The sequence below is a fragment of the Lentzea pudingi genome (genome assembly GCF_014646255.1).
Classification (GTDB): domain Bacteria; phylum Actinomycetota; class Actinomycetes; order Mycobacteriales; family Pseudonocardiaceae; genus Lentzea; species Lentzea pudingi.
Map to the genome: position 1 here is coordinate 697,920 of NZ_BMNC01000001.1, position 26,349 is coordinate 724,268.

General features: G+C 69.6%; 20 protein-coding genes, 1 tRNA gene and 2 pseudogenes. 12 read left to right on the forward strand and 11 right to left on the reverse strand.

Going from position 1 to position 26,349, the window contains the following annotated elements; all coding sequences use genetic code 11:
* Positions 1-3: 3 nt before the first annotated feature.
* Positions 4-222, forward strand: coding sequence for a LuxR C-terminal-related transcriptional regulator (locus IEY88_RS03140; protein ID WP_268241213.1), 219 nt, complete (start codon positions 4-6; stop codon positions 220-222).
* Between the two features lie 87 nt (positions 223-309).
* Complete coding sequence (locus IEY88_RS03145; protein WP_189152997.1) at positions 310-540, forward strand: STAS domain-containing protein; 231 nt, start codon at positions 310-312, stop codon at positions 538-540.
* 22 nt (positions 541-562) lie between these two features.
* Here the strand turns inward: IEY88_RS03145 and IEY88_RS03150 are convergent, their stop codons facing one another.
* The gene (locus tag IEY88_RS03150) at positions 563-1,861 is read right to left on the reverse strand and encodes a hypothetical protein (RefSeq protein WP_505744050.1); all 1,299 of its coding nucleotides are present in this window, start codon (positions 1,859-1,861) and stop codon (positions 563-565) included.
* Positions 1,862-1,984: 123 nt separating this feature from the next.
* Positions 1,985-2,563 carry a hypothetical protein gene (locus tag IEY88_RS03155; protein ID WP_189152999.1) on the reverse strand — a complete coding sequence of 193 codons (579 nt, stop codon included), beginning with the start codon at positions 2,561-2,563 and terminating at the stop codon, positions 1,985-1,987.
* A 28-nt stretch (positions 2,564-2,591) separates the two neighbouring features.
* Between IEY88_RS03155 and IEY88_RS03160 the strand changes: the two genes are divergently transcribed.
* Both IEY88_RS03160 and IEY88_RS03165 read left to right on the forward strand, forming a co-directional pair.
* Positions 2,592-3,011 carry a winged helix-turn-helix transcriptional regulator gene (locus tag IEY88_RS03160; protein WP_229693043.1) on the forward strand — a complete coding sequence of 140 codons (420 nt, stop codon included), beginning with the start codon at positions 2,592-2,594 and terminating at the stop codon, positions 3,009-3,011.
* 246 nt (positions 3,012-3,257) lie between these two features.
* A complete protein-coding gene (locus tag IEY88_RS03165; RefSeq protein ID WP_189153000.1) occupies positions 3,258-4,046 on the forward strand; it encodes an ANTAR domain-containing response regulator in 789 nt (262 codons plus the stop codon).
* 162 nt (positions 4,047-4,208) lie between these two features.
* On the opposite strand, the gene IEY88_RS03170 is transcribed toward IEY88_RS03165, so the two are convergent.
* Positions 4,209-5,534, reverse strand: a complete 1,326-nt coding sequence (locus IEY88_RS03170) for an MFS transporter (RefSeq protein WP_189153528.1) — start codon at positions 5,532-5,534, stop codon at positions 4,209-4,211.
* A gap of 192 nt (positions 5,535-5,726) precedes the next feature.
* Here IEY88_RS03170 and IEY88_RS03175 point away from each other — a divergent pair, with 192 nt between their 5' ends.
* Both IEY88_RS03175 and IEY88_RS45395 read left to right on the forward strand, forming a co-directional pair.
* Positions 5,727-6,620, forward strand: a complete 894-nt coding sequence (locus IEY88_RS03175; protein WP_189153001.1) for a LysR family transcriptional regulator — start codon at positions 5,727-5,729, stop codon at positions 6,618-6,620.
* Positions 6,621-7,224: 604 nt separating this feature from the next.
* Positions 7,225-7,752, forward strand: coding sequence for a L,D-transpeptidase family protein (locus IEY88_RS45395; RefSeq protein ID WP_373294028.1), 528 nt, complete (start codon positions 7,225-7,227; stop codon positions 7,750-7,752).
* A 20-nt stretch (positions 7,753-7,772) separates the two neighbouring features.
* On the opposite strand, the pseudogene IEY88_RS44020 reads toward IEY88_RS45395, so the two are convergent.
* Positions 7,773-8,183 (reverse strand): annotated as a pseudogene (locus tag IEY88_RS44020) (IS3 family transposase); the annotation flags it as partial.
* Positions 8,184-8,761: 578 nt separating this feature from the next.
* On the opposite strand from IEY88_RS44020, the gene IEY88_RS03185 reads away from it, so the two are divergent.
* Genes IEY88_RS03185 through pgfA form a run of 3 tightly spaced genes read left to right on the forward strand, consistent with a single transcriptional unit; the run spans position 8,762 to position 11,667 of the window.
* Positions 8,762-9,517 (forward strand): glycosyltransferase, encoded by a 756-nt coding sequence (locus tag IEY88_RS03185; protein WP_189153003.1) that lies wholly within the window; start codon positions 8,762-8,764, stop codon positions 9,515-9,517.
* Positions 9,518-10,684, forward strand: coding sequence for a glycosyltransferase family 4 protein (locus tag IEY88_RS03190; protein WP_189153004.1), 1,167 nt, complete (start codon positions 9,518-9,520; stop codon positions 10,682-10,684). It abuts the gene before it with no gap.
* On the forward strand, positions 10,669-11,667 hold the full coding sequence (gene pgfA, locus IEY88_RS03195; protein WP_189153005.1) for a cell envelope lipid trafficking protein PgfA: 999 nt from the start codon (positions 10,669-10,671) through the stop codon (positions 11,665-11,667). The genes IEY88_RS03190 and pgfA overlap by 16 nt, the downstream gene beginning before the upstream one ends.
* Here the strand turns inward: pgfA and IEY88_RS03200 are convergent.
* Genes IEY88_RS03200 through IEY88_RS03210 form a run of 3 tightly spaced genes read right to left on the reverse strand, consistent with a single transcriptional unit; the run spans position 11,664 to position 14,240 of the window.
* Positions 11,664-12,362 carry a class I SAM-dependent methyltransferase gene (locus IEY88_RS03200; RefSeq protein WP_189153529.1) on the reverse strand — a complete coding sequence of 233 codons (699 nt, stop codon included), beginning with the start codon at positions 12,360-12,362 and terminating at the stop codon, positions 11,664-11,666. The genes pgfA and IEY88_RS03200 overlap by 4 nt on opposite strands.
* A gap of 31 nt (positions 12,363-12,393) precedes the next feature.
* Positions 12,394-12,564: a DUF2613 family protein gene (locus IEY88_RS03205; RefSeq protein WP_189153006.1), complete on the reverse strand. Its 171-nt coding sequence runs from the start codon at positions 12,562-12,564 to the stop codon at positions 12,394-12,396.
* A gap of 2 nt (positions 12,565-12,566) precedes the next feature.
* Positions 12,567-14,240 carry an MmpA family trehalose lipid delivery protein gene (locus tag IEY88_RS03210; protein ID WP_189153007.1) on the reverse strand — a complete coding sequence of 558 codons (1,674 nt, stop codon included), beginning with the start codon at positions 14,238-14,240 and terminating at the stop codon, positions 12,567-12,569.
* A 93-nt stretch (positions 14,241-14,333) separates the two neighbouring features.
* Here IEY88_RS03210 and IEY88_RS45400 point away from each other — a divergent pair, with 93 nt between their 5' ends.
* The gene (locus IEY88_RS45400; RefSeq protein WP_189153008.1) at positions 14,334-15,539 is read left to right on the forward strand and encodes a lipopolysaccharide biosynthesis protein; all 1,206 of its coding nucleotides are present in this window, start codon (positions 14,334-14,336) and stop codon (positions 15,537-15,539) included.
* A 900-nt stretch (positions 15,540-16,439) separates the two neighbouring features.
* On the opposite strand, the pseudogene IEY88_RS45720 reads toward IEY88_RS45400, so the two are convergent.
* From IEY88_RS45720 to IEY88_RS03235, 4 genes and pseudogenes are all read right to left on the reverse strand, one after another.
* Positions 16,440-19,514, reverse strand: a pseudogene (locus IEY88_RS45720) (alpha-(1->3)-arabinofuranosyltransferase); the annotation flags it as partial.
* Positions 19,515-19,564: 50 nt separating this feature from the next.
* Entirely contained in the window at positions 19,565-20,299 is a 735-nt protein-coding gene (locus tag IEY88_RS03225; RefSeq protein ID WP_189153009.1) for a class I SAM-dependent methyltransferase, read from the reverse strand.
* 20 nt (positions 20,300-20,319) lie between these two features.
* The gene (locus IEY88_RS03230; RefSeq protein ID WP_189153010.1) at positions 20,320-22,056 is read right to left on the reverse strand and encodes a hypothetical protein; all 1,737 of its coding nucleotides are present in this window, start codon (positions 22,054-22,056) and stop codon (positions 20,320-20,322) included.
* Positions 22,053-23,576: a substrate-binding domain-containing protein gene (locus tag IEY88_RS03235; RefSeq protein ID WP_229693045.1), complete on the reverse strand. Its 1,524-nt coding sequence runs from the start codon at positions 23,574-23,576 to the stop codon at positions 22,053-22,055. Before IEY88_RS03235 ends, IEY88_RS03230 begins: the two co-directional genes overlap by 4 nt.
* A 283-nt stretch (positions 23,577-23,859) precedes the next feature.
* Between IEY88_RS03235 and IEY88_RS03240 the strand changes: the two genes are divergently transcribed.
* Together IEY88_RS03240 and IEY88_RS03245 are read left to right on the forward strand one after the other, a co-directional pair.
* Positions 23,860-23,931: transfer RNA gene (locus IEY88_RS03240), tRNA-Pro, on the forward strand.
* Positions 23,932-23,953: 22 nt separating this feature from the next.
* Positions 23,954-26,269, forward strand: a complete 2,316-nt coding sequence (locus tag IEY88_RS03245) for a hypothetical protein (protein ID WP_189153012.1) — start codon at positions 23,954-23,956, stop codon at positions 26,267-26,269.
* The last annotated feature ends 80 nt before the right edge of the window (positions 26,270-26,349 follow it).

A 26,349-nucleotide genomic window follows, 5' to 3' on the forward strand; every position in this document is an offset into this window, starting at 1 on the left:
TCGATCCTCGACCTCGTGGGTCAGGGCATGGGAAACCTCGAGATCGCTGGAAAGCTGCATCTCGGGGCGACGACAGTCAAGTCGCGCGTGGCCAGCCTGATGGCCAAGACGAAGACGGACAACCGCATCAAGCTCGCGCTCCTCGCGCGTGGCCTGTTGATCGAACCGCGGGAACGAAGCTCGCCGTCGTGGCCGGAAACCTTGTGGTGCTGCGCCCGATGAGGATCACCGAGGTAGATCAGGTGCTGCACGTGCACCCGAGCGTGAGCGCGACTCTGGCCGCGTGTGCCTGAGGCGATCAGACAGCTGATGGACGCTCTTCTGCGCCACGACGACACCGGCGAGATTGGCCACAACAGCGCGCCGTTGGTCGAGGCCGCGTTGCTGGACCAAATCGCGCTCACCCCGACGGGCGTGGTCGCGGATCTGCGCGCGGTCACCTGTCTCGACTTCGCTGGTATCAGGGCGTTGATCAGCTGGCAGCCGGGGTGGAACAGCTGCCGGCTGCGCACCTCGGCGAAGTCATCACTCCTCGTGTGACCGCATCCGCTGATCATCCGCGTCAGCGGCGGCCATACATCGCTTCGAGCGCGGTGCGGCGGGTGGTGACGTCGTCAGGATCGTCGCCGAAGACGAGCAGGTGCAGCGTGGCCTGGTTGACCGGGTTGTCGGTGAGGCGGGTGTCGTGGCCGCCGGTGACGAGGAGCCCGCCGCGCTGCAGCGCGGGCCGCAGTGCGGCGAGCAGTGCGGCGATGGGGGCGGCGGTGGTGAGTTTCATGGACTCCGATGGGCGGCCGAGGGCGTCGGGACGGATGGTGTGCAACGCCAGCAGCGGAACGGACCCGCTGGTGATGCGGAAGTTGAGGTCGAGCATGACGAGTCTGCCGTCGTGGGTCTGGGCGCAGTCGAGGCTGCACACACCGCGGTAGCCGATGTCCGCGGCGCGCTGGGCGATCGCGAGGCATTCGGTGAGCAGGTCGGCGGGCAGAGGCACGACGAGCCCGAAGCGGCCCCCGGTGTAGACGCCGTCGGCGTCGATGCGCTGGTCGGTCACGGCGAGCAGGCGTGCCTTGCCGTCGGCGGCGACGTAGAGCTGCACGCCCCAGTTGCGGTGGATGTGCAGGTACTCCTCGACGACCACCTCGGTCAGGATGTCGGTGAACGCGGGCAGGGTCACCAGGTCCCCTGCTCGATGCAGGTAGACGTCGAGGCTGGCGCCATGAGCGGCGTTGGTCGCTGCTTTGAGGACCCAGGACTTCTCGGCGGGCGCGACCTGGGCGAGTTCGTCGATGGTGACGACCTGGCGGCGGGCTTGGAAGCGCGGGTCGACGAAAGTGCTGATGCTGGCCTTGTTGTTGAGGTAGCCGACGAGCTCGGCGCTTTTCACGAAGCGTTCGTCGGGGTACGGGCTGAAGGGCTGCGGGTATTCCATGGACAGGCGCAGGCCGTCGCTGAGCGCTTCGGTGACGCGGGCGTGGAACTCGGCTTCGGTGCGGAACTCGCGCGAGTCGGTGCCGACGGGTAGACCGCCGTCGCGGAGGGCGGCGACAAGATTGGGTTCGGTGCCGCCCGCACTGCTGATGACCGGGGTGCCGCCGGCGACGGCGAGGGGGCGAGCGGACAGAACGTCGCGGGTGTTCCGGTGCCTGCTCGACGGCACCGCCGGTTCCTGGGCGGGGCGTGCGCAGACGGCGATGTCGGGGCCGTAGATGTCGGTGAGGGTGCGGGGGGCGGCCAGGGTCGGCGTGAGCGCAGCAGCGGTGATGGGAGATCTCCCTTGTGGGGTTCTTGCGCGCGGATCTGAGCGTGGAGTGATGGCGGGAAACGACCGGGGGCGGTGAAACGCGCCTGGATGAGGCAGCGTCCGCTCCGGGGTGAGAGCCGCGCCTCCCGGTGTGAACCAGGACGGGCGTGGATGCCCAGTATCTCACGTTTTTGCGAGGCATTGGACGATGTCCGGTTGCGGTCAACCAGCACGGACCACTTAGGAGACTCGGCGGTCGATGGCGATCCAGTTCGTCTCCCACGTCGCTCCCGCGTCGCCGGAGAAGGCCTGCTCGAACCTGGCCTTGTCGGGCCCCTGGCGGAAGACGAGAAAACGCACCTTGATCGGGCGGCCGGCGAGCTGATCGTCACCGTAGAACTCGCCCGCGCCGTTGTGGAAGCCGCCGTACACGGCCGGCGTGAGCAGCCCGTCGCGCATGTTGACGAAGCTCAAGCTCCACCTCTTCGCCTGCGGCTCGTACAGCCGGATGTTCAGGCCCTCGACGCGTCCGCTCGGCCCGGCGACCTTCAGCTCGACGACATTCGCGCGCCGATCCATAAGAGGGCGTACGAGGCTGGTGCCCGTGAACTGGAGCCATTCGTCCGCTGACTCCGACAGCGGCTCGGCGAGCACACGCACACTCGTGTGCCAGTTACCGATCTCCCAGTCGAAGTCGCGTTGACCATCAGCAGTGGCCTGCGAGTCGAGGAGACTTGTGGCGTCGCCTGATGAGGCCGTCCCGACCACCATGAGGACGGAGAAGACCGGAATCAGGATTCGCTTGTATGGCAAGGTCATGGCCTGACTATGCGAGCGGAGTGAGGCCATGGACAAGAAGGCACCTACGGGTAACCCCTCACGCCCCAACCCGTTGCCCGGCTGCCCGATGGCCGCCGCGTTCGCGGCGATCGGCGGAAAGTGGAAACTGACCCTCCTCTACTGGCTCGCCCACGGCGAGTTCCACTTCGCCGGGCTGCGCCGCCGGGGCGCGCCGATCACTCCCAAGGTGCTGGCCGAGCAGTTGCGCCAACTCGAGGCCGACGGGCTGGTAGAACGCGTGGTGACCGGACCAGTTCCCGCGCCCGTCATCTATCGGCTCACGCCTTACGGGCAGACGGTCCTACCCGTCGTCGAGGGAGTTCGTAGGTGGGGCGAGGTTCATCTCCGGCGCACGCACGGCGAGATCGCGCAGCCAGTTCCGCTGAGCTGCGCCGACTCGATCACACTGCTGGCGCGGCGCTGCTGAACAAAGGCGTTCCTGGCTCCATGGATTCTGATCGCCTCTGCCGAACACCGGAGCAGGCGGGAGCGGTGCTAACCGATCCATGGTGAAACATCTGCGGCATCGCCGAATCATCCGCATCGGATCGGCCGGTTCGGTTTCCTCATCCGGGGTGACGTGGTCGCCGGATGACCTCGCGCCGTATCATCCGCCGTGAGTGCGTTGAGAATCCAGCGCCGCGAACTCGCTCCGGTCGAAAGGCGACGCGGCATGGATGACCTCACGAACCTGCCCGGGCAGGAAAAGACGCACCCCGCCGACGACGCTGAGCGGCTCGACCCGGTGGAGCGGGTGGACGAGGCGACTACCGCGCTGGCGATGCTGCGCGATGGATTCACCGCACAGGAGCCTCTCGAAGAAGTATTGCAGCGCCTCGCTGACACCGCGACGAGAGCGATCCAGGACGCGGACGCTGTCACGATCACCGTTGACCCCGAGCGACCGAGAACTGTGGCAGCCAGCGACACCACTCTCATCGACATCGACGAGAAGCAGTACAGCGCCAACCGCGGTCCTTGCCTGGAGGCTGCCCGCACCCTGAGCGCTGTGCGCGCTGTCGTCGGCGAAAACAGTGATACCTGGCCGGAATTCGAGTCAGCGGCGGACCAACACGGCGTACGCGCCTACCTGTCCGTGCCCGTGATGCTGCCGGCGTCGGATCGCAACGATGCCGTGCACATGGGATCGCTCAACATCTACAGCTACAGCGCGACGGCGTTCGACCCGTTCGACGAGAGCGTGATGCTGTTGTTCACCACCGCGGCCGGTGCTGCCATCGCCAACGCTCACCAGTGGCAGAGATCCCGCGAGCAGATCAAGCACCTCGAGACCGCGATGGCCTCGCGAGCGGCGATCGAACAAGCGAAGGGAGTCCTCATGGCGGTGCACTCCTGTACGGCTGACGAGGCCTTCACCATGCTCGTTCAGCAGTCCCAGAACGAGAACGTCAAACTCCGCGACGTCGCGAAGAACCTCCTCGACAAGGTGTCTCGCACCTGAGTGCGCGTCCCGCTGGCCGGAATCCTTACCTCGCAACAGCATGCGGGTTGTGCGCAGGGTAGGTGTGCTTGGATCTCTGCCCAACCTGGTCATCGCGTCGGATAGTTCGAGCGCGAGTACGAACCGGCGGATCGTCAGGACAACTCGATGCGGTCGGCTTGCTCATGACACAGGCGATCCGGAACGTCGTCGCAGTCCCACCGCTACCGCGAGGCCGCACGCCACGAGCACCGCCGCGACGCCGAACGTCCAGCGCGTCCCGCGTGCGATCTCGGCCGCTGCGGCCGTGGTGACCTCACCTGTGCCGGCGGCGAACGCGAAGACCGCGCCCATCACCGACGCGCCCGTCATCAGGCCCAGGTTGCGTGACAGGTGCAGCGTTCCCGACACGACACCGCGCCGCCGCGCCGGGACGTTGCTCATGACCGCGGTGTTGTTGGCGGCCTGGAACAACGCATAGGAAGCGGTGACCACCACCAGCGGCAGCACGTACCCGGTGACACCGGCCGCTGCGGGCATCACGGCCAGCACCGCCGAGCCACTGATGACACCGCCCAGTCCGATCACCACCATCGTCGCGCTCCCGAATCGGTCGGCGGCGCGGCCGACCGGGACCCCGGTGAGCGCGGACACCACCGGGCCCGCCGACATCGCCAGACCGACCAACGCCGGGTTCAGGCCCAGCGCGCCGACCAGGTGGAACGGACCTACCACCAGCGTGGCCATCATGACGGTCGAGACCAGCGCGTTGGTCGTCAGTCCCGCGATGAGGATCGGGTCGCGCACCATCGTGAGGTCCACCAACGGCGAGGTCACCCGACGCTCGACGACCAGGAACACCCCCGTTCCCACCGCCGCGACCACGAGCAGCACGACCGCCGTTGAAGCCTTGTCCACGGTCACCGCCAGGGCGTACGCGCCCAGCGTGATGCCCAGCACCACCGTGCCCACGACGTCGAACCGCCCGCTGCCCGGTGCCGACTCGGGTAGCACGCGGTGGGCCAGCACGAGCGCGAGCACCCCCAGCGGTACGCAGACCAGGAAGATCGCCCGCCATCCCGACAGGGCGATCAGCGCACCGCCCAACGACGGGCCCAGCGCCGTGCCGATCGCCGACATCGTTCCCAGCAGCCCCATGACGCGGCCGGTGCGGCCCTTGGGCACCATCTCGCCCACGAACGCCATGGCCAGCGCCATCATGCAGGCGGCGCCCACGCCCTGGAGCGCGCGGCCGGCGATCAGCACCGGGAGGGTGGGCGCCATCCCGCACAGCAGGGTGGCCAGCGTGAACGTGGTGATGCCGCCCAGCAGGAGGCGGCGTCTGCCCAGCAGATCGCCGAGCCTGCCGAGGCCCACGACCAGAGTCGTGACCGCGAGCAGGTAGGCGATCACGACCCACTGGACCACGCCGAAGGCCGCGTTGAAGGCCACCGCGATGGTCGGCAGGCCCACGTTGGCGATGCTGATGCCCAAGGACGGCAACAGCATGGTCAACGAGAGCGCGGTGAGCGCCCCCGCAAGGGGCGGGTGCGGTGTGGTTGTTGATCTCAAGGGAACGGCCTCTTCCACATCCGGTCTTCGTGGGGTCGTCCCGAACGTAAGTCCGTCTGTGATGTGGCGGAAGACGCAAAGATCGCAACCGAATTGTGCACCAGACGCCATGTCAGCGATGCTGAACGCATGGCACGGCCCGATCTGAACCTGCTGGTCACTCTGGACGTCCTGCTCGAAGAGGGCAGCGTCACGCGAGCCGGTGAACGACTCGCCCTCAGCCCGTCGGCGATGAGCCGCGCGCTGGCACGGCTGCGACGGGCCACCGGTGACCCGCTGCTGGTGCGCGCGGGCCGCGGACTGGTGCCCACGCCACGCGCGGTCGAGCTGAGGGAGCGGGTCCGTGCTCTGGTGCGGGAGGCCGAAGAGGTGTTGCGGCCAGGCGAGGAACTGGACCTGGCGAGCTTGGAGCGGACCTTCTCGTTGCGCAGCAGCGACGGGTTCGTGGAGCGGTTCGGTCCCGCACTCGTCGCGGGGATCGCACAAGAGGCGCCGGGGGTACGGCTGCGGTTCCTGCAGAAGGCGACGAGGGACACCGGGCCTTTGCGGGACGGCACCGTCGACTTGGAGACCGGCGTGGTCCAGGAAGTCCTGCCGCCGGACGTGGTGAGCACGCCGCTGTTCACCGACCGGTTTGTCGGGGTGGTGCGCGACGAGCACCCATTGAGCAGCGGCGCGGTGACGTTGGCCCAGTACGCCGCGTCCCGGCACGTGCACGTGTCCCGCCGCGGTTTGTCCGAGGGGCTGATAGACGAGGCGCTGCGCCCCATGGGCCACCAGAGGCAGGTCGTGACGGTCGTGGACAGCTTCGGTGCGGCATTGGTGCTGGCGCGGGCGTCGGACCTGGTCGCTTCGGTGCCCGAGCGGCACAGCGCGAACCTGCGGCAGGGAATGGTTTCGTTCGAGCTGCCTTTTCCGGCTCCCGAGGTGACGGTGTCCTTGATGTGGCACATGCGTCTGGAGACCGACCCTGCCCACCGCTGGCTCCGCCACCGCATTCTGGACATGGCCCGCCGGATCTGACTTCCGCCGCGTGTCCCAAACGCCCCGGATGGGCGCGCTGCCGTCCTCTGGGCGCTGGTCGGTCTTGCGGTGATGATTGCCATGCCAGTAGCGAGGTGTTCACCCACGGCCAGAGGCCGCGCGGTGAACACCTCGCTACTGTCCTGTACCTGATCAGTTCGAAGCGGTGGCGTGGATCGCGCCACCTCGTGCACGTGAAGAGAGCGGGATGTTCAGACGTCTGGCAAAGGTTCCCCTCGCGGTCCGAGTTCTGTGCCCCGTCGTGGCCGCGGTTGTCGTCGCCACCTTCGTCGTGGTGTCCGCCAACGGGTCTCGGCACGCTGCTGTCACCAGTGTCGCGGATCTGCGGCCTCCCGCGTCCGCTGAGTTGATGGCGGCCACTTCGTCTGCCGATCCGAGCAGCCCCGGTCCGAGTACCGCGTCGTCGTTGGCCGGCGGCACGTCCACGCCGTCGTCAGCGAGCAGTACGTCCACGTCGTCTGCCGCTGACAGGTCGCTTCCGCCGCGGCCTTCTGTCGTGGATGCGCCCCTGACTTCGGTGCGGGCCGGTGCGAAGCCATGGTTCGCCGGTCGTGTGGGTAGCGCGACTCAGGTGATCTCGGTGATGGGTGAGGGCGGTTCGGATGCGACGTTGTCGACGTGGCAGAAGTCCGGGAGTGAGTGGGCGCGGGTGCTCGGTGGTGTCGCGGCGAAGGTCGGACCGCCTGGTATCTCCAGTTCCTACGGGGAGTCGTCGTCTGCGACGCCGGCCGGGGTTTTCGAGATCACTGGTGCGTTCGGCAGGCAGGCCGACCCTGGTGCGGGTGTGTCGTACTTCCAGGTCGACAGCTCGGACTGGTGGGTCAGTGACGTCAACAGTCCTGACTACAACACTCATCAGCGGTGTGCTCGTGGCACGTGTCCGTTCAACGAGAGCAGGTCGGAGAACCTTGCCAGTTACGGCGCTGTGTACGACTACGCCTTGGTGATGGGTGTGAACGCCCAGCGTGTCCCTGGCGGAGGTAGCGCGTTCTTCGTGCACGTGACGAACGGTGCCGCGACTGCTGGCTGTGTGGCGATCCCGGCGAGCACGCTGGTGTCGATCCTGCGCTGGGTTCGTCCCGGCACGGTGATCGCGTTGACGCCACGCTGAGCGTGGCGTTTAGTGCTTCGGACGAGTTCGGCCTTGTACAACGAGTTGAATGCCTCGGCCATGGCGTTGTCGTAGGAATCTCCCTTGCTGCCAACGGATGCGACAGCGTCGGCCTCAGCAAGACGCTGGGTGGAGCGCACCGCCCGGTACTGCACTCCGCGGTCGCTGTGGTGCACCAGCCCGGCCAGGTTGGCGCCGGTTCTCTGGCGGCGCCAGAGCGCCATCCGCAGCGCGTCGAGCGGCAAATCCGTGTGGAGGCTGGTGGCGACCTGCCGGCCCACGAGTCCGCTCTCGCGTATGAGCCGCTCGACGGTGCAACGGGCCAAGCGGACGCCCTCCCGGCTCAGCTGCCTCCACACCTTGCGAGCCCTATAGACGTCGTAGTTGTCCTTGTGCACTCGCTCGGTCTTCCCGGTCAGCTCTTGGTCGCGGGCCGAGGGGTGGCCGGGTGCTCGCCCGTGAATGGACACGTTGATCGTGCTGTGGCTGAAATCCTTGCTTCGTTACGGAACGGACTATATCCGTTACCTATTTAAATCGGGTGGCTGCTTTCTTGCGTCCAGGGTCGAGAACGTGCTTGAACCGATGTGCAACTGACGCCTGGGATGGCGACGTCGAGTGCGTGGACTGGTGGTACCAGGAGCGCCTGACCTGCTACTTCGGCATGTAGGTAGATCCATTCAGATGATTTGACCTGCGTTTTTCGTCTATCGGCGATGCTCCCGCCTGGCGCGTGACGGGAGCATCGCCGGATCTTTGTCCGGTGGGAGATGTCCATCCGGTCATCGGTCATCTGATTAGCCCGTCCAGCTCAATTTTTGGCGCTGAACGGTACAAAGTTCGAAGGTGTCTGTCACTTCGTAGACGATGTGACACACATCACACTTCCCTTTTATTTCCAGGGAACTACCGTTGGGTAACTTTCGCCGTCCTGAGACCTGCGTCACGTCATGGGAGGACTCTTGCGACACCATGCTGGGTTCTGCGCGCCCGGAACAGCGGCGAAGACATGACGCTGCTTTCCATTGTCGTGCCCGTGCGCAACGAGGAGTCGCGGCTGTCGGCCACGTTGTCCGCGCTCACGGCGGCGCTCGCGGCCACCCGTGAGCCGTGCGAGATCGTCGTGGTCGACAACACCAGCACCGACCGCAGCGGTGAGGTCGCCCGAGAGCACCGGTCCGGATCGATCCCGGTGCGGCTGATCCGCTGTGCCCAGCCGGGGAAGGGCGCGGCGGTGCGGACCGGAGTGCTGCGGACCGACAGCCGCTACGTCGGCTTCTGCGATGCCGATCTGGCGACCGACATGGCGGCGCTGACGCCGACGCTCAGGTTCCTGAGCACCGGCGTGAACGTGGTCGTCGGATCGCGGGCGCACCCGAACTCGATCGTGCGTGCGAGGCACAACCAGGTTCGGCAGGCAGGCGCGTGGGCCTTTCGGCACGCGGCCAACACGATCGTGCCCGGCGTCGGCGACACCCAGTGCGGCTACAAGTTCTTCGACCGGAACACCGCCGACGCGATCTTCCGGCCGCTGCGCACACCGGGATGGGCGTTCGACGTCGAACTGCTCGCCAGGGCGCAACGGATCGGCGCGATGATCGTCGAACTGCCGGTGAGCTGGAGGGACGTGCCGGGGTCCACGTTCCGCCCGATGCGGGACGGCTACCGCAGTTTCGCCGCGCTCGCGAGGATCCGGGCGATCCTCGGCGCGGAGAAGACGCCCGTCGTCGCCCCGGTCATGACATCCGTGGCGGAGGTGGCCTGAGTGAGACCACCGCTCAACGGTGCGCGGGTGGTAGTGGTGAACTGGCGCGACCGCGGGCATCCGCACGCCGGTGGCGCCGAGGAGTACGCCGCCCGCATGGCGGATGCGATGGCCGCCGCCGGGGCGCAGGTCACCTTCCTCACGGCCAAGGGGGAGGGGCAGAGCGGCGGCGACGAGTCGACCGTGCGTCGCGGCGGCCGGTGGACGGTGTACTTCTGGGCGCTGTTGTGGCTGCTGCGCAACCGAAGCCGCATCGACCTGGTGATCGACTGCCAGAACGGGATCCCCTTCTTCAGCCCCCTGGTGGTCGCCAGGTGGACGAAGGTCGTGCTGGTGGTGCACCACGTGCACGACGCCCAGTTCGCCGTGCATTTCCCGCCGTGGCTGGCCCGGATCGGCCGCTGGCTCGAAGGTCCTGCCGCGCGCAAGGTCTACCGCGACGCGGTGACGGTCGCCGTGTCGCGGTCCACCGTACGCGCGATGCGCGAGCGCCTCGCCTGGCGTGGCCGGATCTTCGTGGTGCCCAACGGCACGGACCACCCGTCGTCCGCGGACGGCACACGTTCCTCGCACCCCTCGCTGGTGTGCCTGGGCAGGCTCGTCACGCACAAGCGGGTCGACCGGCTGATCGAGATCGTCGGCACGCTGCGCGGCCACTGGCCCGGTCTGCGCCTGCACGTGATCGGCCGTGGACCGGACGAAGACGCGGTGCGCAAGGCCGCGGCACCGTTCGCGGATTCCGTCGTGGTGCACGGTTTCGTCGACGACTCGACGAAAAGCGCTCTGCTGCGGGAATCCTGGCTCAACGTCACCCTGTCGGACGGCGAAGGCTGGGGACTGGCCGTGATCGAGGCGGCCGCGCACGGCGTCCCGACCGTCTGCCGCGAGGTCGACGGGTTGCGCGACTCCGTGCGGCACAAGGAGACCGGCTGGCTGGTACGGGACGACGAGGACGTCGGCGGCGCGATCCACGACGCTCTCACGCTGCTGGCCCGCCCCGACGACGCCACGGCCGTGGCCGACGCGTGCCGGGCCTGGGCCGCCGGTTTCGACTGGGCCACCAGCGGACGGATGTTCGTCGCCGTGGTGTCCACCCTGCTCGACAGTGCAACCACGGGCCGCGTCGACGGCCCATCCCCTGAGGAGGACCTTTGCGACGCGGTGTGACCTTCGTCCTGCTCGGACTCGGCGTGTTCGGGATCGCGACCGGGCTGTTGCTGCGGTTCTACGCCTATCCCGCCCTCGCCAAGATCCCGCACAGCCCCGACACGACCGCGGTGGCCCAGGGCAGCGGCATCACCGCACTCGTCTACGTGGAGAAGGACGGAGGCCCGGCCCAGCCGGAGATCCGCCGCGACCTCAGCCTGACGTCGACCACGTACGTCTCCGGTGACCTGCGGGCGCCCGAGGTCCAGGCCGACGGCGGCGTCACCGCGTGGGTCGAGGCCACCCGCATCACGGACGAGGACAGGCGGACGCTCAGCGCGAGCGTGCGTGAGCTGTGCCTGGACCGGTTCACCGCGGAGGCCGTCGCGCCCTGCACCACGCAGTACGTCCAGAAGGCCAAGCCGGAGAACGGCAAGGACACGAAGATCCCTGGCACGCGCGGCCAGGTCCAGTTCCCCGGCCTGAACTTCAAGTTCCCCTTCCAGACCGAGAAGCGGACCTACCCCTGGTACGACAGCGGGGTGGGCAAGCCGGTGGACGCCAGGTTCGACGGTGAGGAGACACTGCAGGGCCTGCCGGTGTACCGGTTCAAGCAGTCCGTGCCGGCCACCGACGTCGACGGCCGGGACGTGCCCGGCTCGCTGGTCGGCAAGTCCGAACCGACCGTCTCGGTCAGGTTGTACTACCAGGCGGAGAAGACGCTGTGGATCGAGCCGGACACCGGCGCGCTCATCAAGGTGCGTCAGTCGGTGAAGCAGGAGCTGCGCACCTCGGACGAGAGCGCGGGTCAGGGCACCGCGGTGTTCGACGGAACGTTGGAGCTCAACAAGAAGACGGTCGACGCCAACGTGCGGGTGGCCGAGGACAACAAGTCCAAGCTGTGGCTGCTCACCGGCCTTCCAGTGATCCTGTGGATCGCGGGTGGCGTCCTGCTGGCCGCCGGCATCGTCCTGCTGCTCGCCGGCCGCCGCCGTACCGTCTAAGGGTTTTTCCGCAGGACCAGCACGAGGTTCCAGGACACGACCTCGCGAAGCACCGGAACGCGCACGACCCAGGTCGCCCACCACGGGTGGTACCTCGGGAGTGCGCGTTCCAGGCCGGCCTCCGGGTGGTTCCGCGCCCAGCGCAGCGCCGAGCCGACGGACACCGCGAAAAGGCTTTCCCCGTAACGGTTCTTGGGCTCCTGGCCGTGGTTGTCCCGGAATCGGCGGCGGGCGTAATGGCCGCCGATGTAGTGCCACGGCGAGGTTTCGTGGCCGCCCCAAGGGGAGTACCACGGCGTGAACGACAGGAACACCGTCCCGCCGGGCTTCGTCACGCGCACCATCTCGTCGAGCATCGTGCGCGGCTCGTCCACGTGTTCCAGCACGTTCGACGAATAGCAGATGTCCACTGAGGCCGTTCGGATGGGCAATCGCGTGCCACTGGCCCGAATCATCCCTTCGGCGTACTCGCCGCGGGCCGACAGTTCGCCGACGTCGGGATCCAGGCCGACGTAGTAGGCGCCGGCCGCGCGGAACGCGTCGGCGAAGTACCCAGGGCCGCCACCGACGTCGAGAAGACTCCGGCCGGCGAGGGAGGTGAACTCGGCGACCTGCCGTGCGGAGTCCTCGGCCAGCAACCGGTAGAAGGTGTCCCGGTCGGTCTGCTCGTTGCGGAATGCCTTGAACAGGCGGATCGACCGGTCCAGCGTCGCCTGGCCCGGCACCTTACGGCGTGCCGTAGTTGACGGTGTCGGGGTTGGAGTTGTTGGGCGCCGGGGCGTTGTTGAGCTGGACGGCCTTGTCCGGCGCGAGAGAGTTGACCAGGACGTACGTTCCGCCACCGGCGAACGCGAGCCCGGCGACGACCGCGATGACGGCACCGATCAATGTGCGCACGCTTACTCCTCGACTGTCCGCGAGCGGCTAGATCGGCTGAATCTACCGGCTGGTAACAGCAGCCACAATAGGCCGGACGCGACAACCGCCACCGCGCCGAGATCTCCTGCGACAACAGGCGATCGCGGCGCTCCGGCCGGTGGCGGCGCGATCACCCCCGGCACCCGGTAGAGGGTCAGCCACGGCCCGGACCACACCTCCCGCAGACCCCTGAGCACACCGGGGTCGACCGAGCCGGGGGTCCCGTGCTCCACCAGCACCCAGCCGATCCCGAACGCGCCGAGATCGTCGTTCCGGGCCATCGCCCGGCGAATCGTCGCGACCCTGCCGTCTTCCCCGGACACCGGTCTGCCACCGACGTGCACGACGTCGTCGATGACGACGGTCCTCGGCAGGAACCGGGGCGCCGGATCGAGTTGCGTCCGGTCGCCGTTCCAGGAGAACCGCCGGAACGCGGACATCGGCAGGGCCAGCACGTCGCCCGCTCCGTCGTCCGCCGCCAGCACGGTTCGCACGGCACTCCAGTCGGCCGGGTAGTCCACCACCTGCAGACGCCCCAGCCCCGCCCAGGCGAAGTCGGGCATCGTGATGAGCGGGAGCAGCGCCGCCAGCGCCACGAGCGCGGTCCTGTTGGCCAGGTACCTCCCCGCCGCCTCCACACCGAGGGCGAACCCGAGCGAGAGCGGGAGCGCCCACCACGCGGCCCACTTCTGCGAGTCCCGCAGCAGACCCGCGCCGGGCACGTGGGACACCGCCCACGCCAGCACGTCACCACCGCCCGGCAGCGTGCCGAACACCGCGATCGCGACGCCGATCGCGCCGAGGACGACGAACGAACGCGCGGGCGCCAGACCCCATCGCGGCGCGAGCGAACGCAGCCCCACCAGGGCTACGGCGACCGACAGCAGGGTGATCACCGGCAGCAGTGGCATCTCCCGGCTGCCCGGCACGACCTCCGCGTTCCAGATCCCACCGAGGCCGAGCACGCTGGTGACCGGAGAACCCCAGCTCTCGACCCTGGCGGCGAACGCCCCGGCACCGTCCGGACTGGACAGTGAGCCGCCGGGGTGCAGCACGGAAGGCAGCAGCCACGGCATGTTCAGCAGGACCGTGACCGGCACGGTGACCGCGAGTCTGCGGCGGCCCGAGCACACCACCGCGAGCACCGCGGCGATGATTCCACCGGTCGGCGTGAGGACCGCGGGAGCGCAGGCCAGGATCAGCTTCGGGAGCGCTTTGGGTTCCCCCCGGCGGACCGCGAGCCCGGCCGCCGCGATCCAAGGCAGGCAGGCGTACGCGACCAAGTACGGCCAATGGCCCATGAAAAGACGCTCGGCCACGTACGCGCTCCACCCGTACCAGACCGCGGCCACGACCCGGATCGCCACCGAGTTCGTGGGCACGAGCCTGCCCGCGCCGAGCGGACCGGCGAACAAGGCCGCCAGGAGCACGATCTTCTGCACGACGTCGCCCGGCAGCAGGGCGGTCGCGAACGACATCACCGCGTCCGCCGGGACCGACCTGGGCAGCGCCGAGCCGAGGCCGAGGCCGTCGGGCAGGAGCGACTGGTCCGGCGCGAACACCATGTCGTAGTTCAGGACGAAGCCGCGGCCGAGCAGCGGGGTGAGCACGAGCAGGGCGAGCACGGCGGACACCGCGGGCAGAACCAGCCGCATCGCACCCACTTTTCTCGCCGGCAGCCCGGAACCTGGACTGCGGGACTATAGTTCCCCGACCATTACCCCTCGGTAACCTAGGGGACGAAGCCAGTGGCGGACACACTTCCGGCCAGGACCCGCGTCGACGCGATCGCGGTCGCGGTGGCCTTCGGCGGCAGCAACGTCGCCAGCTACCTGCTCACGGTGATCGCCGCGCGGCTGCTCGCGCCGCCGGTCTTCGGGGAAATGGGCTCGCTGCTCGCGCTCCTGGCGATCGGTGCGGTGCCGGCGATGGGCTTGCAGACCGTGATCGCCCTGCGGGTGGCGCGGGCGCCCGAACAGGATCGCGGGCCGCTGGTGACGCTCGGTCTGATGACCAGTGCCACCGTCCTGGTCACCGCGCTGGCCGTCTCGCCCGTGCTGATGGCGTTGCTGCACCTGCCGGGGCCGTGGGCGGTGCTGCTGCTCGCCTGCTCGCTCGCGCCGATCACGCTCGTCGGCCTGTGCTACGGAGTTCTGCAGGGGACGCAGCGGTTCCGGTCGATGGCCTACCTGATCGCGACCGAGGGGGTCGGGCGGGTCGGCGGCACGCTGCTCGGCCTGCTCGTGTTCCGCACGCCCGCCGGGGCGTTCGCCGGGACGGTCGCGGGGTCGGTCGTCGTCGCCTTCGTGGGCTGGCTGATCTGCGGCAGACCGGTGCCGGGCCGCCGCACCGCGGGGCACGTGCGCGACGTGCTGCACACCGCGCAGGCGTTGCTGGCGCTGGTGCTGCTGGTGAACCTGGACCTGGTGCTGGCCCGGCACAGCCTTCCCGCCCGTGAGGCGGGGGAGTACGCGGTGGGCTCGGTGATCACCAAGATCGCGTACTGGCTGCCGTACGCGATCGCCGTCGTCGTCCTGCCCAAGCTGGCCGACGAGAAGGCCCGCCGCCGGATCGTGCCGATCGCGCTGGGCGTCTGCGCCGCCGTGGACGCGGTGGTGGTGCTGGGTTGCGCGGTGTTCGGCCGCACGGTGGTGTCGCTCGTCGGCGGTTCGGCCTACGCGGCGAGCAGCCTTCCGGTGTGGCCGTTCGCCCTGGTCGGATCGCTGCTGTCGCTCGTGCAGATCCTGTTGTACTCCAGGATCGCGGGCGCCGACCGCCGGTCCACGTCACTGACCTGGCTGGCGGTCGGGTTCGAGGTCGTGCTCGTTCTCGGCTGGTGGCACGGTTCGCCGGCCCAGGTCGTCGCCGGGGCCGTCACCGCCACCGCCCTGCTCGCCTGCCTCGGAGCCCTGATCGAGTTCCGGTCCCGTGTCGAACCAGTCGAGGCACGGTGACACCGCCGCGGCCAAGGCGACGAGGATGGCGGCCTGCGTGGCGGTTCCGTACGCCCAGTCCTGCCCGTGTCCTTGCAGGCGTCCGACGACCGCGATCCCGGTGGCGGTCGCCATCCCGGCGACGACGATCAAGGCCGTGACGTTGAACCGCGCGGAGAACCGCTGGGCCACGGCACGGACGAGCAGGCTCGCGATCAGCAGGACGACCGGCAGGATCCCGCCGATGGCCGCGAGCAGCACCACCAGCACCGCCGGCACCCACCGCTTGCCCGCGGGGGACGTGGTGATCCGGACCGGTCTGCGCACCGGCACGAGCGTGACCAACAGCAGGAGCGCCGCGGCGACGGCGCCGACGAGAAGCCGTTGCCGGTAGGTGGTGTCGGGTTCGAAGTCCAGCACCACGGTCGTCACGCCACCGGCCGGCAGCACCCAGGCCTGCTGCCACCCGTCGATCCTGGTGCGGGCGAGCGGCTCGCCGTTCACCTTGGCCACCCAGCCGTCGTTGGCGTTCTCCGGGATGCTGAGGACCGCGGCCTGCCCGGCAGCCACCCGCAGTTCACGGTGTGCGGCACCCCACCGCTCGAAGTCGATCGCGCGCTGACCGGGCGGTGGCTCGGTGGCGGCCCCGGTGCTGGGCCGCAGGGTGAGGTCCTGCACCACGAAGGAGGCCGATCGAGCTGTGCTCACCTCGTGCTCCCGAGCTCCGAGGTCGACGCCCTCGACCAGGTCCCGACAGGTGCCCAGCGGTAGCGGACGGTGCTGGAACACGTCCCGCAGCGTGCCGGAAACCGTGGTGGCGTAGGCGGTTCCGTCGATGGTGACGGCCGGGCCGGAGCCGCACGGCACGGTGAACGGGGTGTCCAGCGGGATCGGCGGCACCAGATCGGGCGCACCGACGATCTCGACGTCGCTGATGCCCACCGGTCCCGGAACGCGGTCGGGAACCCCTTCGCTCTTCTTGATCGTGATGTCCAGCCGGTCGGTGGTCGCGGCGAAGTCGACCGAGCCGTCGGAGAACACCGGCACGGTCCGGCTCAGCCCCGGGGTGGTGATCTGCACCTCGGTCGGGCGGGACGCGCCGGACAGCGCCGACGTGGTCAGCCGCAAGCCGGTCACGTCGCGGGCGGTCGGCCAGGCCAGGCGCAGCGTGGGTTCCTCGTCGGTGTAGTCGGCGATCCACGTCGTGGTGGGGTTCACGTCGACCGCGGCCAGAGGCGCGGCGGCCGGGTCACCAGCCAACTGGGTCGTGCTGGAGACGGTCAACCCCGGTGCGGTGACGGGGAGAGTGCCGCCGACGGTGGGCAGGACCGTCCCTTCGAGACGGTAGTTGGCGTCGTCGCGGGTGCGGAAGAGCCGGTGGATCCCGTCGGGTTCCTCGCCGCTCCTGGCCAGTCCCACGTCGCACCGCTGGTCGCCGTCGGTGCCGGTGCAGGAGTAGCGCGGCTGAGGGCCGCGGCTGAAGGCGAAGGTCGTCCGCTGTCCGGGGCCGGGCAGCACGTCGGCAGGCACCCGCAACGCCCGTTGGGCGGTCACGCCGGGCACCGACAGTTCGGCGATGCCGACGGCGCCGCTGGTCAACTGCGCCGCCACCGACAGCACGGTGACCCGGACCCTGCTGGTGAGCCCCGGCGACACCGCGAACGCCTGCTCCGCGGCGCCCCTGGCGACCTCGTGATCGCGGAAACCCGAGTCGGTGGTGATCCTGATCCGGGTGACCGGCCAGCCGACCCGGATGTCGTCGACCATCCGCAGCGCCACCTGGTCGACGACCCGCGGTGTGTCCAGGCCGACTTCGAGCCACTGCCCGGCCGGTCCGGCGAGGGTGGAGGACTGCCAGGCGCTGTACGGATCTCCGTCGATCGCGGCGAAGGGCATGGACGACGGGTCGGAGGCGCGGACGGAGTCCGCGAACCCGGCCGAACTCGACGCGGTGACACCGCGGATCCCGCGGTAGGCCGCGACGGTCTGGTGCTCCGGACCGGGGAACGGCAGGATGTCGGACACCGGCCGGTCCAGCCTCGGCCGCTCGTCGGCAGCGAGCGTCTGGCTCAGATTGTCGCGCACCCGCCCGACGTTGCGCTCCCGGTGGCGCAGCCCGTCGGTGACGAGCCAGTCCCGGCTCCCGGGCGCGCCGCCGTCACCGGCCAGCACGGCAGGACGATCTCCCCGCAGCACTCCCGAGTCGAGCAGCGGCAACAGGGATTCCGGCCCACCGCTCACCGTCGCGACGTCCTCGGCGTTCACCGCGACCGCGCGCGGCACCGACCGCTTCACCTCGTAGATCTCCAACGCGGGCGCCGGCGCGGCGTCGAGGTCGATCGAGTTGACGACCGGCTGGTCACCCGGCTTGACCACCGGCCCGAACGTCGTCACGCGTTCGATCCCGGCGGAGCGGGCCAGCGCGTCCCGCATCATCGTGACCGGTGGCGCACCGGTGGCGACCCGGTCGATGTCGTTGCGCACCAACAGGAACCTGTGCCCGGACCGAGCGAGGAAGTCGGCCAGTCCTGGCGCGCCGCGCCCGTCGGCGAGCGCGTCCTCGACCGCGTCCATCAGCCGGGTGTTGCCCTCCGAGCCGAGCGGGATCTGGCTGCGCAGCGCCCAGGGTGACCGGGCCAGCGCCTGGGCGGGCTCGTCGACCGTCTTGCCCCAGGTGTACTCGCCGAACCCGGTGCCGGGCAGCAGGAGGGTGCGGGCGTCCGGGTCGTTGTCGGCCAGCCACGTCATCGCGGAACGCCAGTAGTCCGGGATCTCCTGCCACCCCGGCCCCGGCCGCAACGTGAGCGTCCACGCGGGCACGGCCATCACGGCCACCAGAAGGACGCCGACGGCGAGCCGGACCTTGCCCGCGACCGCGGTGGTCGCGGCGGCCGGGATCCGGACGCGTGACACCGCGTGCATGAACGCGAGCATCAACGGCAGCCGCAGGCCGGGCTCGAACTTGTGCACGTTGCGCAGGGGGGCCAGCGGACCGTCCAGCAGGGCGCGAACGGTGTGGGACAGCGGACTGTCGAGTGCCCCGACGTAGCCGATGGTGATCACGGCGACGCCCGCGATGACGCCGATCGTCAGGAAGAGCCGCTCCGGCAGTCCGCGGCGGACCAGCCCGGCGAGGCCGGCCGCCGCGAGGAGCCCGGTGGCCAGCATCAGGACCGGGTTGTCGACCAGCATGAAACCGGAGGGCCACCACGGGCTGCCCTGCACGACGTAGGCCACCCACTGGTTGGTGCCGCGCAGGACCTGGAACAGCGACGTCGGCGCCGTGGTGTTGGCGGCCGACTCGACGTAGTCGACGAACGGCAGGCTGTACTCGCCGAGCAGCATCAGCGGCAGCAACCACCACAGCACGGCCGCCACCACGGACGCGAACCACCAGAGCACGAGCCGGACGTGCCGCGCGGTCCACTGCCGGGTCAGCAGCCACAGACCGGGCAGCAGCAGGACCGTGACCACCAGCGCGCCGTTCATCCCGCCGACGCCGAGGGTCGCGAGCCCGGACAAGCCGGCCGCCCGTCGTGGCGAGGAGATCCGGTCGGCCTTGATCAAGGGCAGCAGGATCCACGGCAGCATCACGGCGGCGACCATCTCCGCCGACAGCGGGCCGATCTCGGTGAGCATCCGCGGCGCCAGCGCGTACGCGACGGCCCCCAGGTACTGCGCCGGGGCGGTGCCGATCCGCAGCGCCCGCGCGACCGCGAGGACACCGCCGAACGCGCCGCACAGCAGCAGGGCGCACCACAGGCGTTGGGAGATCCACGGCGGCAGCCCGAGCACGTGGCACACCGCGAAGTACGGCCCCATCGGGAACAGGTAGCCGTACGCCTGGTTCTGCAGTTCGCCACCGCTGGCCGCGGGGTTCCACAGGTGCAACGCGCGGCCGAGGAACGCCAGCGGGTCGACCACGAGGTCGAGCTTGGTGTCGAAGGTCGTGCGGCCGGGGCGTTGCAGGAACGACAGCAGCGTGAGACCCAGCATGACCCACGCCGTGGGGTTGCGGTACAAGCCCACGGCCACCCTGACGCGCGTCACCTCTTGCGGACGACGTATCTCGTGGACCGCCAGTGGCTGACCGGGATGTCCTCGGACACGCTGTCCACCACCTCACCGCCGTGCTCGGCCACCACGGCGCGGAGCCGGTCCGGCGCCAGCGCGGTCATCCGCATCGGCGCCGGGTAGCGCAGCACGACGCGCTGCCCCCAGGCCACCAGGCGGTAGGGCGCGAACCGCCAGAGCACGCCCCTGAGCGTCCACAATGGACTCGTAGTGCACTGCAACACCGCCACGCCGCCGGGACGCAGCACGCGCATGAACTCCGCCAGGTAGCCCTCGATCGCCGTGCGCGGCAGGTGCTGCAACACCAGTTCGGTGTAGACCAGGTCGAAATCGCCGTCGGGGAACCGGTGCAGATCCGGCGTGTCGTTGTGGACGAACCGGCACTTCCCGCCGCTGCGGTCCAGGTTCTCGGCGGTGGAGAGCATCGGCGGCGAGACGTCCACGCCGACGACCTCGTCGGCGTGCTCGGCCAGCGCCTGCGACAGCCGCCCGGCCCCGCACCCGAAGTCCAGCACCCGCCGCCAGGTCACCGGCAGGTCGAGCCGGGCGAGCCACTCACGGGCGATCGCCACGTCCTGGCGCCCCAGTTCGAGGAACTGGTCGACCTCCCACCGGCCGCCGCGCTTGTCCGGCGCCACGTGCACCGCCCACAGCGGATCCGCTTCGCCGAGCCGGGTCCAGTCGCGGCGCACCTGGTCGAAGGTCATTCGCGGGAGTGTAGGTCCGGTCACGTCGAAGGGGAACCGATCCGGACGTCCACCACGCACATCGGGTCCACAGCGGTGCCGCGGTTGACCTCCAGCCGGTCGGAGCCGCCGTTCACGACGACGTACAGCACGTGCAGGCCCTCGGCGAAGTTCACCTCCTGGGCGGCCGTTCCCAGCGCGAGCCGCACCGGGCCCGCGCTGGAGGTGTAGTACTCCATCCGCAGCAACCTGCGGCCCTCCACCCGGCCGCTCAGCGGAATCGTCACGACCTGGCCGCCGACCGGGTAGCCGCAGTCGGCCACCGGACCTTTCCTGCCGACGACCGGATCCTTGACGCCGGTGATCCTGCGCGGCGATCCGTTGTCGTCCAGCAGGAACATCTCCTCCGCGGGCTGGTCGAACTTCGGCCGCTGCGGGAGCAGGCCGACCACCCTGGACGCCTTGCCGTCCTCGATGAGCCACACCGACATGACCGCGTCCGGGACGTTCGTGTCGTAGAGCGAGATCGACGGGTTCGCCGCCAGCGCGGCTCGTGCGGTGCTGACGTACTGCTCCGACTTGGCGAACCGCAGACCCGGTGCGAGCCACAGGAAGCTGAACGTGGCGCTGATCCCGAGCAGCGTCACCAGGCCGAGCACGACCGGCCGTTTCAGGCCGCCGGTGCGCTCGCCCGGTTCGAGGAACGCGAACGTCGCGCAGAGCACGGCGATCGGGACCGCGTCGGCGATGTAGCGGGGGTCGTTGCCGATCAGCGGCCCGATCTCGGGCAGCCGGGTCACGATCACCAGGAGCAGGTCGACCGCGAGGTACCCGGCGAGCATCAGCCACGCGGCCCCCGCGCGTCGGGGTGCCTTGAGCAGAGCGCCGACGAGCACCAGCACGGCCAGCGCGGCCACGGCCAGGCGCAGCCACAGCGGCGACGTCGAGATGGTCGCGCCGGGCGCGGGACCGGTCCACGGGCCGCCGAACAAGCCCGGCAGGAAGGTGTTCAGCACCGCGTTGCCGACGAACTCCGCGATGAAGTCCGCGGAAGGCAGTTCGCTCTTGACTCGGCTGGTGGTCAGGGCGACGAACAGGACGGCGAACCCGGCGACGACGGCACCGTGCGCCAGCCACACCCGCCAGGGCGCCTTTTCGCCCAGCAGCACCGTGATCCCGAACAGCACGGCGACGAACAGCGCCGCCTTCTCGTAGAAGGCCAGCCCGGCGACGGTCCACAGCACCGTGAAGACGACCTGCTTCGCCTCGCGGGTGCGCAGGTACGTCAGGTGCGCGTTGATCGCGCCGAACATGGTCAGCAGCAACGGGAAGAGCTGCACGCCGTAGGCCCACCACAGCGTGGGGTACAGGATCAGGGGGGAGAACGCGTAGACCGCGAACGGCAACAGCAGCGTCCAGCGCGACCCGAAGCACCGCGTCAGCACCCGCCAGAACAGCACGGACGCCACCGCGAGCATCACGAGCAGGGGGAGCACGGCGAACACGTGGCTCAGCGGCGCGACCGCCGTGATGAACCACGCCAGCAGGAACATGCCGGGCGCCAGGTGGCCGCTGTAGTCCTGGAAGAGGTAGTCGAGGTCGAACGGCCCGTGGGCCGCCGCCCGGTGCAGGATCACGAAGTCGTCGTGCCCGAAGTAGCCGTTGAACGCCATCCAGGCGTGGATCGCGAACGGGATGACGCCGATCGCGATCGCGGCCAGGGTGATCGTCCGGGGCCAGGCCAGGACGACCTGCCGCGGTTCGGTGGTGGTGGTCACGTCTCCAGCAACCTGCCCATCGCTGCGTAGAACACGTCGACGATCTTGGTCGGGTCCTCGGTGGTGTAGGCGTCGCCGCCGGTCGCCCGCGAGATCGCCCGCAGCTCGACCGGGTCGATGTCCGGCCCGATGCCGATGCCGATGATCTGCAGGGGCCGTTTCGGGTCCTGCAACTCGGCCAGCCGGGCGAGCAGCTGTTCCTGGTTGATCCCTCGGGGGTCCTCGTTCTTGCCGTCGGTGAGCACCACCACCAGGTTGATCCGGCCCGGCTCCCAGTTCTGCCGGGCCGAGGTGTAGGCGGCCAGCACCGAGTCGTACAGGCCGGTGGCGCCGTTGGGGATCGCCTTGACCCTGCGGAGTTCGTCCAGTGAGCCGTCGGCCAGGAGCTCACCCACCGGCCGCACCGGCAGGAGTTCCTTGTGGTCCTTGTCGCCGTCGAGGTTCGTGGAGAACCGCCACAGGCCGATCTTCGTGGTCGGCTTGAACAACCTGATGCCCAACTCGGCGGCCCGGATGGTGAGCGTCATCCGGTCGGTGGCGGCCTCGGGGACGACCTGGGCCATCGACCCGGACACGTCCAGCAGCACCTGCATCCGGGCGCTGCGGTTGACCGCCGCCCACTGGTTGAGCAGTTGGTCGGGGTCGGCGGGAGGCGCGACCGGCCGGACCACCGCGGCGCTCGAACCCCCGAGGGCCCGCCCGTCGGGCCCGCGCAGACCCGCCTCCGCGAACTGCCCTGCGGAGGCCTGGTCGAGCAAGCGGCTCAGGAACTGTTGCGCCACATCACGTTTGCCCTGATCGGAACCGGGCAGGACGACGTACGGGTAGTCCAGCGAGGGCACGGCGGGATCGGCGTACACCCCGACCAGACCGTGTTTTCCCAAGTCCGACTCCGGGGTCACCACGCCGTCCAGTGGCCGCGCGGGATCGAATAGCTCGGCGGGCTTCTGGACGGTGTGCTTGGTGAGCTTGCGCAGCGTCAGTGCATAGGAACCGGCCGGGTCCGGAGCGGACCCGGACAGCTCACCCGTGGCGATCAACGCCGACAGGCCTGCCGGGTCGACGGCCGGGTCGACGAGTCCGATCGCCGGCTCACCGCTGAACACCTGGGCCCAGGTGGGCGTTCGCTCCGGCCAGCCGAACCGCCGCGCGGCGGTCTCGGTCAGCCCCAGCACGATGGGCGAGGACGCGATCGACGGGCCCGTGACGGGGATGTCCCACGCACCCCGCCGCTGGGCGCGCAGCAGCCACTGGGACGACTCCGGGATCCACACATCCGGTGTGGCCTGCGCGAGGGACCCGACGGCCTCAGCGGAATCCCGCGCGATCACCTCGACCCGGTAGCACGCGGCACCGTCCTGTTCCGACACGCGGGCCACGGCCGAGGCGATGCCCGGCGCGGCCACGACGCTGAGCGTGGTGACCGTGTCACAGCTCGAGGAGGAGAGCCGTTCGTGCAGGTAGTCGAAGCCGAACCACCCGGCGAGCGAAAGCACGAGCAGGATGCTCAGGATCACCACCGGTGAGTCCGAACGCCGAGCCACAGGCCCCAACCCCTCGTCGCCGCTGACAGGTCGAGGCAGCCTAGCCCGAAGACGGTAACGAGTCGGTCTTGTTCGGGGGTGGTTTCGGTGAGCATGCGACGGGCCTCTGGGTCGACCTCCGGTTGAGCACGCAGGCGAACGGGTGCACGTCAGCCTGACCACCGACATCATCCACACCAGCGGCCAAGTCCGACTTCTGCTCGGACGCCAGCCAATTCGAGAGCGGCCGGTGTGCATGATCGATACGATTCGCGCGCATCATGGAGTAGATCAGTGGCAGATCACCCCGCTCGGGACGGGGAGGGCGCGGGTTCGATTCCCGCCTCCATGTCCGACGAACCGTGGAGTCCGCTGTGGCCGACCAGATCCACACCGCTTCGCCGGGTTACGCCACCGGCCAGTTGGCGCGGGCGTTGGCCGCGGCGATCTCCGCGGGCACCGAGGCCGACCGCGAGCGGGCGCTGCGGAAGGTGCGGCGCTGGGAGGACGTCGTCAGCGGAATGGCCGACGGCACGCTTGCGGTCGGTTCCCGCACCCCGGTCGCGGACACCCCGGCGTGGGTGACGCTCGAGGTCGCGCACGGTGGCTTCGCGACCGGCAGGTACCTGGCCGAGGTGCCGCTGTCCGAAGACGAGACCGCCCGCGTCGCTTCCCTCCCGGACGAGGTTCCCGGCGGCACCGAGCGGGAACGGCTCAACCTGTGGTATCTCGGCGACGCCGGTCAGGCCGAGCTCCTGGACGCGGTCCGCGCCGGGCGTTTCCGGGTCGAGGTGCCCGAGGACGCGGCGCTGCCTGTGGTGGCGTTGCTCCTGGACCGGGGTTTCCCGGAGCAGGCTCTCGACCTGGTCGCCGAGCTGCGGCCGCTGATGCACCGGCTGCGGTTGACGCCGCGCTTCGAACCGGTTGCCCGTCCGTCGGACTCCGCCGTCCGGGTGGCCTCGGTGCGGGATGCCGCCGCGTCCCTGCGTGCCGTGCGGGTGCCTGCGCAACTCGCGAAGATGCGCGCCGCGGTGACGGTGTGGGAACCGCTGTACGACCGGCTGCTGGCGTTGTGGTGCCGCACCGTCGACGGTGAGCTACCGCAGCTCGGGGAGGACGGATCCGTGCACGGCGGCTGGCCGTGCCGGACGTGGCCCGCGGACTGGACGGCGGCCAGGGCTCAGTGGCTCGCGGACTTCGCCGACATGTGCCGCACCGTGGCACCCTCGGGAAGGCAGACCAACCCGAAGAACAACTTCGCGAGACTGCGTCGCGCGCTGGAGTCCTGCCCAGATGGCAGCCTCGAGCTCACCGCGCGGGAGGTGGGCTGGATCCGCCGTGCCATCGCGAACACGGTGAGCCGCCGGGGTGCCCCGGAGACAGAACAACGCGGCGCGTGGCACGCCGCCCAGGCGGCGACCGTCATGACGCCGACGAGGGCTGCGCTGGCCCGTGTGCTCGCCTCCAGGCTGAACCGGTTCCCGGCTGACGGCGGACTTCCGTCGCTCGACGTCGCGACGGCCGCGGTGTCCGAAGCCGAGACGACCGCCGAGATTCCTTGCGGCACAACGATGCCGGACCGCCTGGTGCGCAAGGCGGCTCGAGCGCTCGAAGCGCCAGCGGACGAGCTGGTGCGCCTCGGCGTGATCACCTCAGGCGAAACGCTGGCGGCCGTGCTGCCGCAGCTCACCTCGCGGCTGCTCAGCGCGGCGATCGACGACCCGGTCGTGGCGGGGCTGCACGAGCAGACCTACACGGCATTCCGGCGCCGCCGCGGCCTGCTCCTGCTCAACCTCGAGCACCAGGTGCGGTTCACCGAGCTTCCCTGGGTCCAGGCCCTCGCCCCCTTCAAGTCACCCCAACCGGACAACGCCGCAGCCGCTCGTCGCGCCCTGCGGCAGATCACGATGCTGGCACTCACCGCATTCCCGCACGCATTGCTGCCGAACCCGCTGGTGACCGAGATCAGGACACTCGCGAAGCAAGCGGAACTGGAGCTGCCACTCGTGGAGGAGGTGGCCGCGGACATCTTCATGGGCACGTTCACCACCAAGTGGCGCGACGCCGCCGCGGTGGCGAGCCGTCTGCTGTCCGGCACGCTCTACGCGAACTACTACGACCTGCCCGCGGACTGGTCCGAGCCGCAGCACACGCTCCTGCACTGGGGCAAGCGAACAGCCACGGACTTCACGGAACTGTGCCGGCAGCGGGCGGGCACCACCGGTGGCTCCACCGCGGCCAACGGCATGCTGCTGGAACAGAGCCAGATCCTGACCACGCACAACCTCGCCGTGCTGGTCGACGCCCTGGACCTGACCGAGGAGCTGCACGAACGCGCGCCGGGACTGGCGGGGCGCACGTTCAGCTGGATCGTGCGCAGGCAGGCCCAGCGCACGGACCACCTGCACGCGGCGCTGATCCAGGTGAAGAACACCGCGTACGCATGGCGCCAGGCCCTCTTCCTGCTCAGCTTCTGTGAACCCAGCGTGCAGATGTCGCTAGCGGCGAGGTTGGGCACTGAGCTTCGCGGCATCCGGCTCGTCCCCGCGGTAGAAGGGCTCCTGCAAGTGCTCGATGGAGATCGTTTCACACCGGCCGGAACGATGCGACGCGGCAATGGCAGGCGGTTCCTCGGCTGGGCCCAGGAAACGAACCCGTTCCTGGGCTATGCCGACGGCAAACGTCGGTGACAACGAGGAGACTCCGCCACACCATGCGCTCATCGGCATGAGCGCGCGTTCTGGGGCTGATCGCGGGCAAGCGACGCCTG

Bases quoted from the DNA above. Each gene is read 5' to 3' on its own strand.
- IEY88_RS03170 (WP_189153528.1), bottom strand. From the start codon at position 5,534: ATGCTGTTGCCGTCCTTGGGCATCAGCATCGCCAACGTGGGCCTGCCG.
- IEY88_RS03160 (WP_229693043.1), top strand. From the start codon at position 2,592: ATGGACAAGAAGGCACCTACGGGTAACCCCTCACGCCCCAACCCGTTG.
- IEY88_RS45395 (WP_373294028.1), top strand. From the start codon at position 7,225: ATGGGTGAGGGCGGTTCGGATGCGACGTTGTCGACGTGGCAGAAGTCC.
- IEY88_RS03165 (WP_189153000.1), top strand. From the start codon at position 3,258: ATGGATGACCTCACGAACCTGCCCGGGCAGGAAAAGACGCACCCCGCC.
- IEY88_RS03185 (WP_189153003.1), top strand. From the start codon at position 8,762: ATGACGCTGCTTTCCATTGTCGTGCCCGTGCGCAACGAGGAGTCGCGG.
- IEY88_RS03210 (WP_189153007.1), bottom strand. From the start codon at position 14,240: ATGCGGCTGGTTCTGCCCGCGGTGTCCGCCGTGCTCGCCCTGCTCGTG.
- IEY88_RS03225 (WP_189153009.1), bottom strand. From the start codon at position 20,299: ATGACCTTCGACCAGGTGCGCCGCGACTGGACCCGGCTCGGCGAAGCG.
- IEY88_RS03155 (WP_189152999.1), bottom strand. From the start codon at position 2,563: ATGACCTTGCCATACAAGCGAATCCTGATTCCGGTCTTCTCCGTCCTC.
- IEY88_RS03175 (WP_189153001.1), top strand. From the start codon at position 5,727: ATGGCACGGCCCGATCTGAACCTGCTGGTCACTCTGGACGTCCTGCTC.
- IEY88_RS03145 (WP_189152997.1), top strand. From the start codon at position 310: ATGGACGCTCTTCTGCGCCACGACGACACCGGCGAGATTGGCCACAAC.